Source organism: Elusimicrobium minutum Pei191 (assembly GCF_000020145.1).
GTDB classification, from domain to species: Bacteria; Elusimicrobiota; Elusimicrobia; order Elusimicrobiales; family Elusimicrobiaceae; genus Elusimicrobium; species Elusimicrobium minutum.
This window is the reverse complement of sequence record NC_010644.1, coordinates 1075492-1092673: the sequence shown is the minus strand read 5'-3', so window position 1 is coordinate 1092673 and position 17182 is coordinate 1075492. Positions and strand designations below refer to the sequence as shown.

Below are 17182 nucleotides of genomic sequence, written 5' to 3'. Positions count from 1 at the left end.
TAAGATAACTTCTAGTATGATTGTACTAAATTAATGCTTTGTTTTTTTGTAAATAAAATGGAGGTTTTTACTTGTTATGCCGGAAACAAAATACGAAAAGTTATTTTTTTCTTTAATTATGGTGTTTGTAATGGTTTATTTTATGACTTTATATAACGCCGTTTATAAAACAGGTTTTAAAGGTTATGTTCTTTTATACGCCTTGCTTAGTATGTGGCCCGAAGCGTTGGGTGCGTTTTTTATGCAAAAGTTTATAGGTGGGCCGCTTTCTTCTAAACTGATTTATTATTTTATAGATTTTAAAAAAGCCGATAAAAAAACAATTATCACCGCGAGAAGGTTTTGCACAGTGCTTGTTATGGCGCCGTGTATGACTTTATTTGTAAGTATTTTACATAATGGCCTAAGCGCGCGCTTACCTTTATATTGGGGAGCATCACTGGCGCGCAATTTCGGCTTTGCTCTTTGTTTGCAGCTGTTCTTAGCAGGTCCGTTTGTAAATTTTGTTTTTCAAATAGTTTTCAGAAGGAAATCCGAAGCGTAAAAAAAGCCCGCTTAAAAGCGGGCTTTTTGTTTTTTTACTGTTGTTGTTCAAAAGGGTTAAAAATTAATAAAACTTTTTCGTCATTATTGTTTTTTGCATAAAGAAATAACTGGCCTTTTGAATATGACCACTGGTAAACTTTTGACATAAGCTGAAAGTATTCGTGTTCAGCCAAACCTTCGGGGGTTTTTATACCCATCATCATTGTGCTGCCAAAGTGTTTAAAAGAAATTTCGTTTTTTTCGCCCAATGTAAACGGGCCGAAGTATCTGTTGGGAGCGGCTTTGCCAGAAACGCGGTCTTCACTAAACTGCAGGGTATAAATGTCCCTAAAATATTCGTCCTGTTTAAGGTTGGCGTGGTCAAAGGTTACTTTGCCCGCTGTTTTTACCTGTGAAAGCTGCCATATGGTGCCTTTAACGTCATTGTTAAAATCGCCTTCATTTTTTACGGTTTTAGACGCTGAGCATGCTGCGAATAAAAAGCCGCATACCGCGATAACAGCTGTAAGAACAGTTGCTTTTTTTATATTCATATTAGTTTCCCTCACCTTTTAATTTGTCACTTATATTATATTAATTTTATTAATAAAATTAATTTTCAAACTGAAAATATAAATTACTTAGCAAAATCGGAAGCTCTTAACACAAACTCCCTTACCCCTTCGGGCGGAGTATCATGTCTTTCCAAAGGGTGGTTAAAATGGAAAACAACAGTTTCCTCTTTAATTGAAGGTTTTATTAATTTAAACGTAAAAGTCTGCGTGTGCGGATTGCCAAGCCTTGTAGGTTCAAACGCGCCTTTGGTACTTTCTTCCGATACCAGTTGCACCATTTTAAGATTTTCAGGCTTGTTTAAAAACCATATATAACCCGTGTCGCCGTTATACATTAAAGAAAGCGAATGCGTTTTATACGCATTCAAATCTTTTTGCTGGCGGTTTTTATCCTGTTTGCCTGCGCAGGCCGCTATAAAAAGAACAATAGCAAACAACGCTATGTATTTTTTCATAAGGAACTCCTAAAATAAATTTCCTACGTTTATATTTTAATAAAATTTTAAAACGCGTACTTTAAACTTAGGCCTATCATTTGGCTTCGGGCGTTTTCATATTTCGCGGGGGTGCCGTGTTCCGTAGTACCGGATAAATCTTTTACATACATATAAGAATAGGATATATCCGCGCCCCAGTTGCTTCTTTTATAACCTAAACCCGTGCTGAAGATATGCCTGTCATCCGCGGGTACCATTGTATCCATAAAATCAGGGTTAATGGGGGATTCGTCATATACATAACCAAAACGTATATCCCAATTTTCTGTTACCGCAAATTCCATGCCGGAAGAAAGGCGGAAAACGTCCCTATAATGCTTATACTCGTTTGAAGATCCTTTTGACAAATCGTCATAATCGATTTTAAGCTGTTTATAAGAACTCCAAAACACGCCGGTGATGCCCGCTTCAAGAATAAGCCTTTCTGTAGGTGTAAACGAAAGGCCGAAAGCTAGCTGATCAGGCAAAGCGAGCGCGGCGGTAGCGTCGCCCGTGGCGGGGCTGTATAAACCGTGTCCCGTTACCTTTCCGCTGGCCAAATGTCTTGTTTTTGTGCGGTAAGTAACGGCGGCGGCCCATTTATCAGCCCATTCGGGCTTATAATGAAGGCCGAAGTTAGCGCCCCAGGTTATGGAATCACCTTCAATTTCAATTCTGTTTGCGTTGCCGGGGCCTTTTTCCTCTGTTAAACTGGCGTACATAATTTCAAAACCGCCTGCTAAAGAAAGCTCGTCCGTTACTTGGGAAGCCATAACCGGGTTAAAGGAGTATGTTACCAAATCCATTCTGTAGGACTGTCTTTCCGATATCGCGGGCAGCCAGGTGCCGTAATCTTTATATTTGCCGCCAAGCCCAAAGCGTGAAAAGAAACCCACGCCTAAGACTATATGTTCTCTCATTTGCTTGGTAAAATAGAAGGTCGGCAGGTAAAAAACGCCTGTTTCTAAATCTCTTTTATCATTGTTTAACGAGGTTGAACCTTCAACTATAATGGCTGTTACGCCCGCTTGTATTTGGGCACCTTCTAATTGTGTGATAAGAGCGGGGTTTGAAGCTATGGAGGCGGGTTCCGCTTTGTTTGCCAGTACGGCGCCGCCCATGGCGTTGCCCCTTGCGCTGAATTCATAAAGCGCGAATCCCGCCGCGTTTAAATAAATTCCACAGCAAAACGGCATTAAACATAATAATGCTTTTTTTAATATTTTAAATTTCATAAATTTCCTTTTAATTTTTTTCGTTCCAAACGCTTTAAATACCCTAAACTGGCGTAAAAGCGGAAATATTGCCCGCCATGGGCAATAGAATTAGGTTAATTAAAAAGAATTGCTATACCGGAGTGAAGAAAGACCTAAAGAAGTTAAGTTCCTGCAAAAGGGATAGTTTTTGAAAGTTTTCCTTAATAATAAAATTATATACATAAACATTTTTTAAGTTTTTGTTTTTACTTTTTTTTGAAACGGGTAAAAAAAATGCCAAAACCTTTACAACTAAAAAAGGCAAAATTAAGGCAAATAACGAAATTATTATTAAAAGAATATTTTCCATATAAAAAGTTATCCTATTTGTTAAGTATAACAAAAAAAGAATTTAACCGCTACATTTAAAATGGGAGTTGTTTTGATAATGCTTAACACATCTTGTTTTATATTAAAACGCTGTGTTTGCCGGGCGCTTATACGGTATATTGTGCCTTTCAGCGTCGGAAGAAGTGGTTTTGCTTTACGGACAGGCGTTTATTTTTTACAAATAGCTATAGTGATGTTTTTTGGTATTTCTCACCCCATTTATACAAAGAATCTAAAACAGGCCTTAAACTTAATCCTTTTTCGGATAAAGAATATTCTACCCTGGGCGGAACTTCCGCATAAACTTTTCTTAATACAAGGCCGTGTTTTTCCATTTCTCGTAAATTGGAAGTTAAAACTTTTTGCGTTACCGATCCTATGGATTTTTTAAGTTCTCCAAAGCGTTTTGTGCCGTTTATTAAATCCCTTATTATCAATACTTTCCATTTATCTCCTATTAAAAACAGTGTTACTTCAACAGGGCATAAAGGTAATTTTTTTTTCATAAAGAACTCCTTTTTATGTTTACAATAGTATCTAAAAGGATGCTAGATAACTTTTAAGTGCTTACTTTACAAAACATACTAATAGTTATTATTATACTATAAAGGTTTAAAAAAGGAGAATAAATATATGTCTAAAAAGATGGAAATAACTAAGGAAGAAGCAAACTTCACTGCGTTAAATATAGGGAAATTTGATGATTTGTCTAAATATACCGAAACAAAAGGAAAGGTGTTTTTAAAAGAAATGATTAAAGCCACTTCGGTTGAAATTTCTTTTCAGCTGCTTCCCGCGGGCACAAGACTGCCTTTCGCGCATATTCATAAACAAAATGAAGAAGTTTACATAGTTATAAAAGGCAAAGGAATTTTTGAGGTTGACGGCGTTTCTTTTCCTATAGAAGAGGGAAGTCTGGTAAGAGTGGCACCCAAAGGCAAAAGGATATTGGAAAGCGCGCCAGACTCCGAAATGGTGTATATGGTTGTGCAGGCCAAGGAAAATTCCTTGCGGCAATGGACGCAAAATGACGGCGTAATCGCTTAAATATAAATAAATTAAAACCCCGCTTAAGCCGGCGGGTTTTTTTTTATTTTTAAAATGATTTGGGTATAATGATTCGGATATATAGATAAGGTGCAAAAAACAGTTTTACGTATATCTTTTTTAAAAATTATATATTGAAAATCAAAATATTGATATATAAAATATTGATATAATAGATTATATCGGTAAAAGCGCCTGAAAATATGAGCGGAAAGCGCAAAACGGGATTTGAGAAAATCTTTGTTTAAGTAAAATGCGGCTAAGGAAGTAGGCTCATATAGATTTATTAAAAATGTTTACTTTCCTTGTCGCTTCTTTCCATAAAGCTCCTTAAGTTTTCAGTAAGGGAGCGGTTTTCATTTAATATAGTTCATTGTAAAGGTTTATTATGGATAAAGGCAAAGTACTTATAGTTGACGGATACTCCACAGGTAAATATTATGCTGACCGCCTAAAAGAAAGAGGCATTACTCCTTTTCACCTTACTTCGGGGATGGAAAAAAATACTTCACTTCCGCAAGATGTTATTGAAAAATACATTGCCTCGCAAATAGGGACAAGTTATCAAACAACTTATCTCATGCCTGATTCACTCCAGTCCTTGTTGGAAGAATTTGGCAAACATAATTTCGCCGCTGTTATACCCGGTACGGAAAGCGGCGTGGAAGTAGCGGAACGTTTGTCCGAATACTTTAAACTGCCTTCCAATGATTTTAAGACAGTTGCCCTTAGAAGGGATAAGCACCTTATGCAGCAGGCTCTTAAAAACGCGGGCTTAAAATATATCTCTTTTTTAAAAACAGCCAAGGTTGAAGAGGCTCTTTCCTGGATTGAAAAAAATAATTTTAAAAAAATTGTTATAAAACCGCTTATGAGCGCGGGAACTGACGGTGTTAAAGTTTGTGAAGATAAGGACAGCGTAAAAAAGGCTTTTGAGTCTTTGATAGGCACAAAAGACGGCTTTGGCAGAAAAAATGACGAGGTTTTGGTTGAGCAGTTTATAGAAGGCAAAGAAATTGTTGTTAACTGCGTTTCGCGCGGGGGGGAGCATATTTTAACTGATGTAATGATTTACAACAAAATATTAACCGTTGATAAAAACCCTGTATACGACGCTTCTCTTTTAATAAAAAACCTTACTCCGGAATTTAAAGAATGCGTAGATTATACTTTTAAAGTTCTTAATGTTTTGGGTATTAAATACGGCGCGTCCCACACGGAAATAATGCTTACACCCGAAGGCCCGGTTCTTATAGAAACAGGCGCCAGAGTTATGGGAAGGCTTAGCGAAATTTATTGGGAAGCCTTGGGCCGCAACAGCATTGATTTGATTCTTGACAGCTATCTTGACGGCGTAAAGCATAAAGAAAATATGCTTAAGCCTTATAATCCCAAAAAATCTTTTCTTTATAAATATTTTATTTCTTATGCGAATGCGGAAATATCTTCCCTTCCTGTTTTTGACAGTTTAGGGGAGCTTCCCTGCGTTAGAGAGCTGACTTTTGCGCTTGCCCGGCAAAGTATGCGCGTTAAAAAAACTATTGATATGCCTACAATGCCCGGTGAAGGTGTTTTTATAAGCGAGCAAGAGGAAGAGATTATAAACGCCTATAAAACCGCGCGATTTTTAGAAGTTTGCGCGCCCGGCCTTTTGTATGAGCCTAAAGACGCCGTGCCTATGGCTTTTGAAAAGGAACTTTTAGCAAAAATTAAGGATAAAGGCTCTTTATGTGATGAATATGACACTCTTTTTAAAGGTTTTGAATTAAAATATAAAGATTTTGAAAACAGTGTTTTATATGTTTTAAATGACTTAATGCTGCCCTGCCTTAACGGTGAAATTGGAGATGTGTATATAGCGGGCAAACAGCTTTATGAGGATAAACGGACTAAAGAAACTCTTATCCCTAATCCGTTTTACAGCGTTTTTCTTCCCGTGGCCGCGGAGCCCTTTTTATTTAAAACAGGAGATAAAGGCCGCATCGAAAAAACCGGGGAAATAAAAATTTTATAATTTTAAGGAAACCTATCATGCCCATACAACAAAGAAAAACAACTCCCGAAGTTTGGCCCCTTACATATAATGAACGCCAAATAATTACAGAATACGGCATAAACCCCGGCAGCACTGTATATAACATTAAATTTGAGTTTACAATAACGGGCGAGCTGGACGAAATAAAGTTTGAGAAAGCCCTTTGCCGTCTTATTGAAAGGCATAGGATTATGCGTTCCCACTATCCTTTGCGGGAAAATAAATTTATCCGTAAAATTTTTGATAAAGTATCAAATGTTCTTACAATCAAAGAATGTTCCTTACAACTCGCTAAAGAAGAAATAAACGCTTCCAATAAACCGTATGATATCTCCAATGATAAATTATTCCGCTTTACTCTTTTTAAAGTCGGACAAAAAAAGAATATTTTTCTTTTTGAGGCGCACCACATAATTATTGACGGCATAGGTATAAGTATTTTTATAAATGAACTTTGGCAGCTTTATGAAAATGAAAATCTAAAGCTTCCTTTACAGGCTGATTATCTTGACTTCGCCGTTTCACAACAAAACAATGAGGAAGAACTTAAAAAGAAAAAAAAGTTCTTTAAAAATATTTTCGTTGACGGTGTGCCTGAAAATGACATGCCCATCGCAATAGCTAAAAGGCCTGACGTGCTGCCCGCAAGCAACAGCCGTTTGGAAAGTGTTATAGAAGCAAACATGATTTTAAATAAAGCAAAAGAGTTTGGCGTAATGCCTTATGTTATTATAATGGCGGCCTGCGCGGTAACGATAGGCAAGTATTGCGCGAGTGAAGATATTACATTCGGTTCAGCCATGAGCGGCAGAGATACGGAAGAAACGAAAAATATTGTAGGTATGTTTTCAAATATAATTCCGCTTCGTTTAAAACCAAAAGGGGATATGCTTTTAAAAGATTTTATTGCCGAAGCGGCAGTCCTTTTAAAAGAAGCTAAAAAAAACCAGTCCTATCCTTTGTCTTCGCTTGTTTCTTCTTTTGTGTCGCGCCGTGATTTAAGCAGGCATCCTCTATTTGATGTTATCGTAAATTATTTATATGAGTTTCCTGACGTGAATGTGGCAGGCCTTACAATCAGGCAGGAGCCGCGTAATACGGAAGGCTACCCGGTTGATTTACAATTTGAATTTCTGCGGCGGGGGGATATTATCAGGCTGGTTTTGTCCTACTCGGATATTCTTTATGAAAGCCGTATTCCTAAAAATATTTTAGAGCAGCTTGAATTTGTTATTAAAAATATAACCGCAAAAGGCAGTGAGGAAAAGAAACTTTCTTCTATTTCACTCCTTCCGGAGCCTCAAAGAAACCATATTCTTAAAAAGTTTAAAGGTTCGGAAATAGAATATGATAAAACAATGACGGTGATTGACGTTTTTGAGCAAAACGCCAAAGATTTTCCCGAAAATCCCGCAATAAAATATGAGGATAAAGTTTTAACTTATAAGCAGGTAAAAAATATTTCTGACAATATTGCCGCTAAACTTAGGGAGAGGGGAGTAAAAAAGGGTGACTGCATTGCTATTTTGGTAAAACGAAGCGAGCTTATGCCCGTTTGTGTTTTAGGCGCGGTTAAAGCGGGCGCGGCTTATGTGCCTTTTGATTTTGTGTATCCGCCCGAAAGGCTTAAATTTATGTTGCAGCAAACTAAAGCCAAAATTTTGATAGCCGACGAGGATCTTCTTTATCTTTTGCCGGAATGTGAATGCGGTGTTTTACTTACGAAAGATATTTATTTTCTTAAATCGCCTGAAGATAAAAAAGATATTGCCGGCGTAGCCCCTTCAGATTGCGCGGTGGTGCTTTATACATCAGGCACGACAGGCACTCCTAAAGGCGTTATTATAACGCATGCTAACATTATGGCTTTGTGCGTTTGGGTTAAGCAAAAGCTTGGCGTTAAAAATACAGACAATATGGCAACTTACGCCAGCTTTGGTTTTGACGCTTCCATGATGGATATTTTTTCTTCCCTATACTGCGGCTCTTGCCTGCATGTAATAGCCGATGAACTTAAACTTGACCTTACCAGGTTAAATGATTATTTTGAAAAAAACAGCGTAACAAGCGTTTTTATGACAACTCAAATGGGCCGCAAATTCGCCGAAACAATAAGCAATAATTCTTTAAAATACCTTATGGTAGGCGGGGAAGCTTTGGTTCCATTAGAACCGCCAAAAGGCTATCTTTTATATAACGGCTACGGCCCCACGGAGTGCACCGCCTGCGCCAGTATGTTTATAGTTGATAAGTTATATGAGCGTATACCTTTGGGTAAGCCTGTGCCTAACAGCGCTATTTTTATGCTTGATAAATATAATAACATAGCTCCCGTAGGAGTAGTGGGTGAACTTTGTATAGCAGGCCCGCAGCTTGCAAAAGGTTACTTGGATAACCCCCAAGAAACTAAAGAAAAATTTGTGGAAAATCCTTTTATCCGTGAAGCGGGTTTTGACAAAATATACCGAACAGGCGATATAGCCAGATATTTACCCGGCGGGGATATTGATTTTATGGGCAGGCGTGATTCCCAGGTAAAAATACGCGGTTTCAGGGTTGAGCTTACCGAAATAGAAGGCAGAATACGCGCATACCCCGCCGTAAAAGACGCGGTTGTTATTGCTAATGACGCTCCGGGCGGCGGTAAAAGAGCGCTTGCTTATATAGTGGCGGATAAAAAAATTGATATAACAGAGCTTCATAAGTTTATTGAGCAGGAACTTCCTTCTTATATGGTGCCCGCCACTACAACTCAGATTGAGGCTATTCCCTTTAATCCTAACGGTAAAGTCGCTCACCGCAAATTGCCGCCGCCGGTATTCGGAGTAGTCAGGAGAGATAATTTTGCCGCTCCTCAAGGCATTGCGGAAAAAGAAATTGCAATTATATGGGCTGAAATTTTGGGAATAAAACTTGATAAAATAAGCGCTAATGACAATTTTTTTGATCTTGGCGGAACTTCTTTATCAACAACGGAACTTGTTTTAAGGATAAGGGAAATTTTTAATAAAAAAATTAACCCCGCGGAAATTTTTCGTTACCCGGTACTTAGGCAGCAATCCGAATATTTGTCTAAAAACAACCCTTTTCCAATGATTCATGTTTTCTCTGATAAAGGGGCCAAAAATCCTATGTTTTTTGTGCATACGGGCAACACCGGGCCGGAAGCGTATTTGCCGCTGGCAAGAAAGTTAAGAAAAGACTGTCCTTTTTACGGGATAGAGCCGTATAACCTTTTCCAAGATAAGGAAATCATTGCAGGCGTGGAAAATATTGCAAAAAAATATATTCAATATATGCATGCCGTAAAGCCGCAAGGCCCGTATATTTTGGGAGGATGGTCCTTCGGAGGATTGGTTGCTTATGAGATGGCCGCGCAACTAAGCGCGCAAGGCGAAAGTATTGAAAAACTTTTTTTGCTAGATCCGGGCGTTGATTATTCCGAGCAAAGAAAAAAGCTTAATGATAAATTAAACCAAACATCTTTCTTTCATGACTATCTTAAAAATGACCCTATGTTTGAAAGATTTAAAAAGCTGGGCCTTACAGAAAGGCTGGTTGAAAACAATAAAAGAATGATGAATGATATTTTTTCCTATAATCCCAAGCCTTACGGCGGTAAGGTAATATTGTTTAAATCTACAAAAATATCACCTGTTCCAAGAATGATTAAAGGTGAGTTAAGAGAATTGCTTTTTACCGCCCAGACAGAAGAGATTGGGAGAATTGATAACGGCTTTTCCAAATATGTAAATAATTTGGAAATTATAAAAATAGAGGCTGTTCATGACGATTTTATGAAAGGCGGCGCGCTTGAGAAAATAATTGCCAGAATAAATAAGGATGAGTAACAGTGAAAATAAAACAATATTATAATAATATTTTAGGTGAAAATCTGGGTAGTTTTTTAAAGGCCAATATAATGGCGTTTATAGGCCTTAATATAGGTATTATCGGCGTTAACTGGTTTATTATAAACGTTACGGGGCAAAACAGGATTTTAGGTGTTTATGGGGCGGTTTCATTAATAGCGTCTTTTTGCGCGTTGCTGTTTTTCGGCTCTCTGGCTGATAAATATAATAAGATAAAAATACTTAAGTTTTGTCTGCTTATAGAAGCATTTATTTTTATTGCTGCGGCAGGGCTTAATTATTTGAACTTTCCGGTTATTTTTCTTATTTACGGTTTGGCTGTGTTAAGCATGCCTGTTATGATGCTGTATGCGGCGGTTTCCCGCGCCGCTTTGGCGCAAGTTGCTCCCGCGCAAAAACTTATTAAAGGCAATTCTGTTTTTGAAATAGCAATACAATGCGGTGCAGTTTTAGCGGCGCTGGCTACCGGATTTATATACCACGGTTTCGGGTTTAACGTTCTTATGCTTACCGCCTCTTTTACTTTATTGCTTTCTTACATTATGTTAGATGAAGATTTGGCCGGAACGGATTTAAATTCCAAATCTCACGCGGGGAAAACCTATTTTGAAAATTTAAAAGAAGGTTTGCGGTATTTTAGAGAAAATAAAGTTTTGCTGCTGTTTGGTTTAATAGTGTTTTTCCCAGGTATAGTTATCGCTGCGTCTAATACTGTTATTCCCGGTTATGTTGAGCAGTTTTTAAAGCAGGATTCAAGAGTATACGGAGCGGGGGAAATGTTTTTTGCTTCCGGCGCGCTGCTTTCGGGTTTTCTTACAGCGTGGGTTTCGTCATTTATAAAAAAAGAACTCCTGCAGTTTGTTTTATTTGTTTTATCTGCCGCGGTGCTTTTTAGTTTCTCATTAAACAGATTTGTGGCGGGTTTTTATATCGCGATATTTCTAAGCGGTTTGTTTATAGCTTCTTTAAGAATTATTTTAAACGCTAAATTTATGGAGCTTACCGGCAAAGAATTTCTTGGGCGCACCATTGTGTTTTTAACGGCAATTACAACCGTTTTTCAGGCCGCGTTGGTTTATTTTATAGGTTATTATATGGACGTGTTTAAAGTTACCGACGGATATCTGATTTTAACAATAGTGATTTTGGCGGGATTTGCGGGGGTTTATATTTTAAAACCGGAACAAAAAAAAAGAGAGCCTTAATAACTCTTCCTCAAGTTAATTTTTGTTAAAAGCACTTATTCCAAAACGTATTGCGGGAATAATGGCAAACTTAAAATAAAGATTGCAAAACCTGCGGATATGCGTTTAAATGAAATTGATATATTTGCTAAAACCCCTCTTAAACCAGCGGGGTTTTTTTATTATAATTAACTTTTTGTTTACAGTATCAGGCGGGTTTTAAAGCTATTTTCTCTTTGAGGCGGCATTTTATTAATTTAAGAGCCATTATACACTCAAGTTTCTATAAAAATACAGGAGGGAAAAATCCTTAGTTGTTGTTTTTTAGTAATTAATATTAATTATTTTATTTAAATATGTTGTAGAATAGGTTGCAGTCAAAATATTTGGAGGAGGCTTTAGTATATGAGGAGAGTTTTTGCAGCGTTTATTTTTATCGTAACAAGCATAGTTTCCTATGCTCAAATTGCCGACCCTTTGTTTATGCCTAAAAAAGGGAATTTCGTGTCGGAAACAGAGTTTTCTTTAAATAAACTTTACCGCGGTCTTGGGAGTAATTTTCCAATGTTTGCGTCCGATCCAAAAATATATACGGTTAAACAAACCATAGGTTACGCTGTAGCGGATAATCTTTACATAAGTCTAGGAATTGGCTACGGCAAAGTGGATATCGACGCCAACCCGGCCTTAACTTCGGATGATTTAAGCAAGTCCGGTTTTACTGACCCGGAGTTAACTCTTCGCTACAGGATAAGCGATGATATAGGGCAAAATATGCTGTTAGATGTTGTGGCGTACGCAAGGGTTTCTGTTTTTGACAGCTACCTTAAAAACGAGAAAAGTTTTGACATAACGGGCGGTGCGCCAACGGTAGACATAAACAGCGGCCCCGCTTTAGGTGCAGACGAATATTACCTTTATTTTTTAACCGGTAAAAAAGTTGACAATATTTCTTTTGCTCTTAGGGCCGGAGGGGGATATATATCAGCCATAGAGCTTGTTGATAATTTTGAAAACCAATGGTATTTTTGGGCGGGTTTCAGCGGCAGATATTATCTGACCGAAAAGCATGCGCTGGGTTTTGATTTTGATTATAATTACCACAGCTCTATTATAGATGTTGGCGGCAACAGCCAGCCTGATACGGAAAGGAATTATACAAATATAGTTTACGGGGTTTCTTATGATTTCAGTTTAACCCAAACCGTGGCTTTTAGCGCTTTTTACCGTGAGCAGATATTTGATATAGCGGTAGATAAAAAGCCTTATAACTTAGGTTTAAAAATGAAAGCTTTATTTTAAACAGTGTTAATTTATATATAAAAACCGCGGCGTTTTGTAAGAGCCGCGGTTTTTATTTTGTGTTTTAAACACAAAAAGGATATTATCCGCGCTCTATGTTAAATAAATAAGTAGCACGATTGCGCGGCTTTGAAATGCCTGCCGCGTATAAACATAGTATAAAAAACTATGCTTTTTAAAATTATGTTCTTTCATATCTTAAAGACAGATTTCTGTGGAGTGAATTAATATGCTTATGACTGCAACATAGGTCTAAATACCTATAATAAAGTAGGTCTTTAGACCCCTGTTTTTATCTCTCTCTATATGCTATGTTTATATATGGAATTTTCTTATATGGAGGTAGTATGAAAAAACTAATTATCTTTTCAGGGTTGCTTATATTGTGCATTTCCATATTTGCGCAAAACAATCCAAAAAAAAATTCTAATAAAGAATTGAATACTGAAATCAGTTCTTTGCAAGATCTTTTCCCAACAAACCAAGCTATTAACCTCAAAAATATAGATATTGAACAGATACTAACCCTTCATCCATCCAATGCTTCCAATTATAAAAGTCGAATTTTTAAAGAGGATGGCAAAGGAATTTCAAAAAAAATTGAGGCCTTGCAAACAAGGCTGCAAAAAAATAAGATATCAAACAAAGAGAAAGAATTCCTTTCTGACGTCATAGCTAAGTTATCGCTAGAAAACTCCAAACCTGTGATATCCCAAGATTATCGCCCAGGATATATAGAAACTATAGAAAGATTGATGCTATCCCCTGAAAAAATTAAAAAACACTATGCTTCTAAAGTAAAAAACACCATTAAAATGCAAAATCCTTTTGAAGTATTAAAGAGCAGAATTATTCTTTTGGGTGAAAATCACGTATATAGATCCCCTTCAGTATCTATGGTAAAAAACATCATTGCTTACAACAAAACCGCCAAAGAAGAAGATAAAATAACACATCTATTACTTGAGTTTGATGAAAGTGTAAATTTTGGATATGATTTTCTAAAACAAAACATTAATATTATTCAAGATGAAAAAGAATTATTGAACGCTGCCGTTGTGTATGCTAAGGAACACTATCCCAACATTGCGACACATGAACAACTAAAGCATTGGATTTATTTGACGTATTTGATACTAAAAGAATCTCCTGAAATTTATTGTTACGCCTATGATTCAAACGGAAGTGTTTCTACTAGAAATAGAATTGCCGTCTCCTTTATCTCTTCTTTGGCTTCTGCTCAAGAAAATAAGATTGTTGTGATCGCAGGTATGGGCCATATAATAAAAAGTAATGTTGATAATTCTCTTGCGCTTGCTTATTATAACGTAAAGTACAGCATTCCTTCTATTCTAAAACAATATATACCAGAAAAGGAAATACTCTCTGTAACAATTGTTGGCGGGAAACCGTGGAGAGAAGGAGAAATATTGTTTGGCGCTTCCGCTAAAGACGAATTTTTAGATTATTCAGATTATATCCGTTTTGAAGCAACAAAAGCATCAAGCAAAAAATTTGCTCTAAAACTGGACCCAAATACAGATGGGTTTGATTATTTATTATATTTTGATGAAACCTCGTCCTACCAGTAATAAAAAATACCGCGCAATATTGCGCGGTATTTTTTGTCCGGTTTATAAATAAATGCCTTTCTTTACTTAGTAGGTTTTAGGACTATCTTGATAACTAGATAACAAGGTATATTACGGTTATAAAAAGGGGTTTTGTAGTGCAAAAATAAAGGCCGCGCTAGCGCGGCCTTATGAACAATGGTTCTATTTACGTCTCCCGAAAATTAAAGAAAGTATAAATAAAATTACCGCCACTATCAAGACAATTTTACCTATCCAAGCCGCAGTGCCCGATACTTCCCCAAACCCAAGAAACGCCGCACCTACGGCTACTATAAAAAATACTATCGCCCATTTAAACATAAGCTTACCTCCCCAGTTTTTTATTTTTAAATTATTATTTTAATCTTGTTAAAAAACTACCCCCTTAATATACTCTAACATACTATGCAAAGTTTAACAGTACTAGTATGTTTTGCGCAAAATGAATTTTTATATAGTCTAAAAGCATTCTTCCTAGTGTAAGGAATTGCTTGCTATATCACTTTTATTAAGGTCTACTCTAATTGTAATTAAATGAAAAGGGAGAAAAAATGAAAAAAACAGCGATAGCGGTATTTGCGCTTATATTAATGAGTTTATCTGCAAATGCGGAAGTATTTGTGGGAGTAAAGGGCGGTATCGGCGCCAGCGACGATAACGTCAGAGATCTTATGAACGGAGATTATTCTTATTCTGACCGGGACGGTATCATTGGCGCGGAAATAGGATATGACTTTAACTCCGGACACTCCAGCAGAATAGGTGTTAAAGTGGGGTTAAATTCCTTCGGTAAAATAGATTCCGAGGATAAAACCGTGCATGAGGATTTATTGCTTAAAAACACAATAACTGTTCCTTTAACGGTTTATTATAAATATGCTCCTAATGAGACGGGTGTTCATTTTTGGATTGGTGGCGGCGCCACCTGGGCCAGCCTTAAATTCCAAAATGATATAGATAACCTGAGCGGAACAGAGACAGAAATCTTTCCTCATGCGGCTGCAGGCGTGGAGTGGAGGATAGTAAAGCTTATAGGTGTAGGTTTGGATGTCGGCTATAACTTTGACGCCAAGATATCTAATAACGGAATGTACCGGGATTTTACCGGGCTTGAAGGCTTTGCGGGAGTTAAGATATATTTCTTTTAAACTTATGACAAAAGTCTAAAACAAAAAACTCACCAATTCTTAGACCAGTGAGTTTTCTGTTTTAGAAATGGCTTCCGTTACTTAGTAAATTTTATGAGTATCTGGAAAGTTTCTAAGGGGCATTTATGTTTGTTATTTCTTTGGGTTAAGAACTTTTTTAGCCCATATCAAATTACATGTGTTACAGCGGTATGTAAATTTGGTTTTTCCTGTTTGGGTAGGGGAAATAGTTTTATTACATTTTTTGCATGTATCTGTTGGAAGGCTCATTGTTATTTAAACTCCTATGTGTAGTTATGATATATGCAGGGAAAGTTTTCTCCACATATGGACAAAAATTATTTACTACTGTTATTCATATATAAGTATATAATTTTTTGTTTGATTATATAGTAAAAGCAGACTTCAGCACGGGTATTTATTTTAAATGCTCCTTGCCACTACAAAAGAAATTCTAAGGTGGTCCGGAACGTGGTTGCTTTAGGCTGAGTTTTTAAGATGTAAAAAGCAAAACCCCTCTTAGTATCTCTAAGAGGGGTTTTCTAAGGTGAACTCCCCGGGCTGGATGGGCCTCTCGGGAATGATTTTTCTGACGTGTTTTTTTAAGAAAGGTATTTTTACGTCGGAGTATTTAGTATTATTGATATTTTTAGTAATGGCAAACCGAACTGGCATTGTCATCCTTTTTGTCATCCCTAAAACATTGTGCCTTTGATTTTTGTTTTATATTCTTGGATAACCTTCGCCTCAGTATCGTGTATATAAATCATGGTTGTTTCCAGTTTGGAATGACCCATAGCTTTTTGAATTGAAAAAGGGTCAATGCCTTGCTCGGCAGAAAAAGAGCCGAAGTTGTGTCTTAATAAATGAAATTTTGTATACGGAATACCTAGCTCGTGCGCCAATCTTCTAAACAGAGCAGATATAACTTCAGGGGTCTTAGGGGAACTGCCATCTTTAAACGCCACAATATGAGTGTTTTTTGAAGAACCCTTGTTTTTCAATAAATATTGTCTTAGTGGTTTTAGAAGAGGAATTTCTCTATCTTCATAATCCTTAGGGATATAATTCTCTTTCTTTTGCACATAAATAACACCCCTATCCCAGTTAACATCCGTCCATTCCGCCTGAAAAACTTCTTCTACTCTCATACCAGCATAAGAGCCCAGCATAATGGCCGCCTTAAGCATTGAGTCGGCATTCTTATATAGTTTTTTTAAATGGTCTTTAGAATATTTTATTAGACGGCCTTTGGCTTCTTTAAATTTAGGTACAAGTTTCCAAGAATGTTTTGGATAATTATAATCTTTGATTTCTTCTGCTTCTCTCAGCATTTTAATGATTACACGGCGTTCTCTATTTATAGAGTATTTGCCACGCCCTTCTTTGTCCATTTCGGAGACAAATTTTGAGACGGATTTTTCATCAATATCTATCAAATATTTAGGAGCAATGATTCTGTTGAAGTCTTCTATGGCTTTGTTTACAAAGCGTTTAGTGGTTTTATCTTGAATGGAGTATTTATCTGTATAATCCCTGCAATAGGCTCCCCAGAGGGTTTTTTCCTTGAGTGTGTCCAAAGGCGTGGGCAAGCCTGCAAGTTTTAATTTAACGTAGTTTTTAGCGTCATTAACATTGCTTCCTAGCGTTTTGCGATGCCTGCCAATCTCTGCCCGGTAAAAATCACAAAGATATATATCCCCAACCTTAAATAGTCCGGGGCAATCTTTAACTGGGATGCGTTCAGTGATTTTTCGGGGCACTCTTTTTCCTTTTTCGCTTCTTAGGATTCTTATTTGTAAAGGTTTTTTTCTTCTTC

The 17182-nt window shown here is 37.0% G+C and carries 14 protein-coding genes; 8 read left to right on the top strand and 6 right to left on the bottom strand.

What is annotated here, in order from left to right; all coding sequences use genetic code 11:
- Positions 1–76: 76 nt before the first annotated feature.
- Positions 77–544 carry a DUF2798 domain-containing protein gene (locus tag EMIN_RS05130; RefSeq protein WP_012415171.1) on the top strand — a complete coding sequence of 156 codons (468 nt, stop codon included), beginning with the start codon at positions 77–79 and terminating at the stop codon, positions 542–544.
- 34 nt (positions 545–578) lie between these two features.
- On the opposite strand, the gene EMIN_RS05125 is transcribed toward EMIN_RS05130, so the two are convergent.
- The 4 genes from EMIN_RS05125 to EMIN_RS05105 form a co-directional block, all read right to left on the bottom strand.
- Positions 579–1079, bottom strand: a complete 501-nt coding sequence (locus tag EMIN_RS05125) for an META domain-containing protein (protein ID WP_012415170.1) — start codon at positions 1077–1079, stop codon at positions 579–581.
- An 83-nt stretch (positions 1080–1162) separates the two neighbouring features.
- Entirely contained in the window at positions 1163–1555 is a 393-nt protein-coding gene (locus tag EMIN_RS05120) for a protease inhibitor I42 family protein (RefSeq protein ID WP_012415169.1), read from the bottom strand.
- A gap of 47 nt (positions 1556–1602) precedes the next feature.
- Positions 1603–2811, bottom strand: coding sequence for an OmpP1/FadL family transporter (locus EMIN_RS05115; protein WP_012415168.1), 1209 nt, complete (start codon positions 2809–2811; stop codon positions 1603–1605).
- Between the two features lie 536 nt (positions 2812–3347).
- A complete protein-coding gene (locus tag EMIN_RS05105; protein WP_012415166.1) occupies positions 3348–3668 on the bottom strand; it encodes a winged helix-turn-helix transcriptional regulator in 321 nt (106 codons plus the stop codon).
- 127 nt (positions 3669–3795) lie between these two features.
- Between EMIN_RS05105 and EMIN_RS05100 the strand changes: the two genes are divergently transcribed.
- From EMIN_RS05100 to EMIN_RS05075, 6 genes are all read left to right on the top strand, one after another.
- The gene (locus tag EMIN_RS05100; RefSeq protein WP_012415165.1) at positions 3796–4209 is read left to right on the top strand and encodes a cupin domain-containing protein; all 414 of its coding nucleotides are present in this window, start codon (positions 3796–3798) and stop codon (positions 4207–4209) included.
- Between the two features lie 388 nt (positions 4210–4597).
- Positions 4598–6223 (top strand): ATP-grasp domain-containing protein, encoded by a 1626-nt coding sequence (locus EMIN_RS05095; RefSeq protein ID WP_012415164.1) that lies wholly within the window; start codon positions 4598–4600, stop codon positions 6221–6223.
- 17 nt (positions 6224–6240) lie between these two features.
- The gene (locus EMIN_RS05090; protein WP_012415163.1) at positions 6241–10095 is read left to right on the top strand and encodes a non-ribosomal peptide synthetase; all 3855 of its coding nucleotides are present in this window, start codon (positions 6241–6243) and stop codon (positions 10093–10095) included.
- 2 nt (positions 10096–10097) lie between these two features.
- A complete protein-coding gene (locus EMIN_RS05085) occupies positions 10098–11321 on the top strand; it encodes an MFS transporter (RefSeq protein ID WP_012415162.1) in 1224 nt (407 codons plus the stop codon).
- Between the two features lie 384 nt (positions 11322–11705).
- Positions 11706–12602 carry a hypothetical protein gene (locus EMIN_RS05080; protein WP_012415161.1) on the top strand — a complete coding sequence of 299 codons (897 nt, stop codon included), beginning with the start codon at positions 11706–11708 and terminating at the stop codon, positions 12600–12602.
- Between the two features lie 347 nt (positions 12603–12949).
- Positions 12950–14194, top strand: a complete 1245-nt coding sequence (locus EMIN_RS05075; RefSeq protein ID WP_012415160.1) for a hypothetical protein — start codon at positions 12950–12952, stop codon at positions 14192–14194.
- Positions 14195–14377: 183 nt separating this feature from the next.
- Here the strand turns inward: EMIN_RS05075 and EMIN_RS08600 are convergent, their stop codons facing one another.
- A complete protein-coding gene (locus EMIN_RS08600) occupies positions 14378–14536 on the bottom strand; it encodes a DUF1328 domain-containing protein (RefSeq protein ID WP_012415159.1) in 159 nt (52 codons plus the stop codon).
- Between the two features lie 230 nt (positions 14537–14766).
- Between EMIN_RS08600 and EMIN_RS05065 the strand changes: the two genes are divergently transcribed.
- Positions 14767–15363: an outer membrane beta-barrel protein gene (locus tag EMIN_RS05065; protein ID WP_012415158.1), complete on the top strand. Its 597-nt coding sequence runs from the start codon at positions 14767–14769 to the stop codon at positions 15361–15363.
- 695 nt (positions 15364–16058) lie between these two features.
- On the opposite strand, the gene EMIN_RS05060 is transcribed toward EMIN_RS05065, so the two are convergent.
- Positions 16059–17126, bottom strand: coding sequence for a tyrosine-type recombinase/integrase (locus EMIN_RS05060; RefSeq protein ID WP_012415157.1), 1068 nt, complete (start codon positions 17124–17126; stop codon positions 16059–16061).
- Between the last annotated feature and the right edge of the window lie 56 nt (positions 17127–17182).

What these genes read in the sequence shown, in the direction of transcription:
- EMIN_RS05130 (WP_012415171.1), top strand. Translation starts at nt 77, where the DNA reads ATGCCGGAAACAAAATACGAAAAGTTATTTTTTTCTTTAATTATGGTG.
- EMIN_RS05125 (WP_012415170.1), bottom strand. Translation starts at nt 1,079, where the DNA reads ATGAATATAAAAAAAGCAACTGTTCTTACAGCTGTTATCGCGGTATGC.
- EMIN_RS05120 (WP_012415169.1), bottom strand. Translation starts at nt 1,555, where the DNA reads ATGAAAAAATACATAGCGTTGTTTGCTATTGTTCTTTTTATAGCGGCC.
- EMIN_RS05115 (WP_012415168.1), bottom strand. Translation starts at nt 2,811, where the DNA reads ATGAAATTTAAAATATTAAAAAAAGCATTATTATGTTTAATGCCGTTT.
- EMIN_RS05105 (WP_012415166.1), bottom strand. Translation starts at nt 3,668, where the DNA reads ATGAAAAAAAAATTACCTTTATGCCCTGTTGAAGTAACACTGTTTTTA.
- EMIN_RS05100 (WP_012415165.1), top strand. Translation starts at nt 3,796, where the DNA reads ATGTCTAAAAAGATGGAAATAACTAAGGAAGAAGCAAACTTCACTGCG.
- EMIN_RS05095 (WP_012415164.1), top strand. Translation starts at nt 4,598, where the DNA reads ATGGATAAAGGCAAAGTACTTATAGTTGACGGATACTCCACAGGTAAA.
- EMIN_RS05090 (WP_012415163.1), top strand. Translation starts at nt 6,241, where the DNA reads ATGCCCATACAACAAAGAAAAACAACTCCCGAAGTTTGGCCCCTTACA.
- EMIN_RS05080 (WP_012415161.1), top strand. Translation starts at nt 11,706, where the DNA reads ATGAGGAGAGTTTTTGCAGCGTTTATTTTTATCGTAACAAGCATAGTT.
- EMIN_RS05075 (WP_012415160.1), top strand. Translation starts at nt 12,950, where the DNA reads ATGAAAAAACTAATTATCTTTTCAGGGTTGCTTATATTGTGCATTTCC.
- EMIN_RS08600 (WP_012415159.1), bottom strand. Translation starts at nt 14,536, where the DNA reads ATGTTTAAATGGGCGATAGTATTTTTTATAGTAGCCGTAGGTGCGGCG.
- EMIN_RS05065 (WP_012415158.1), top strand. Translation starts at nt 14,767, where the DNA reads ATGAAAAAAACAGCGATAGCGGTATTTGCGCTTATATTAATGAGTTTA.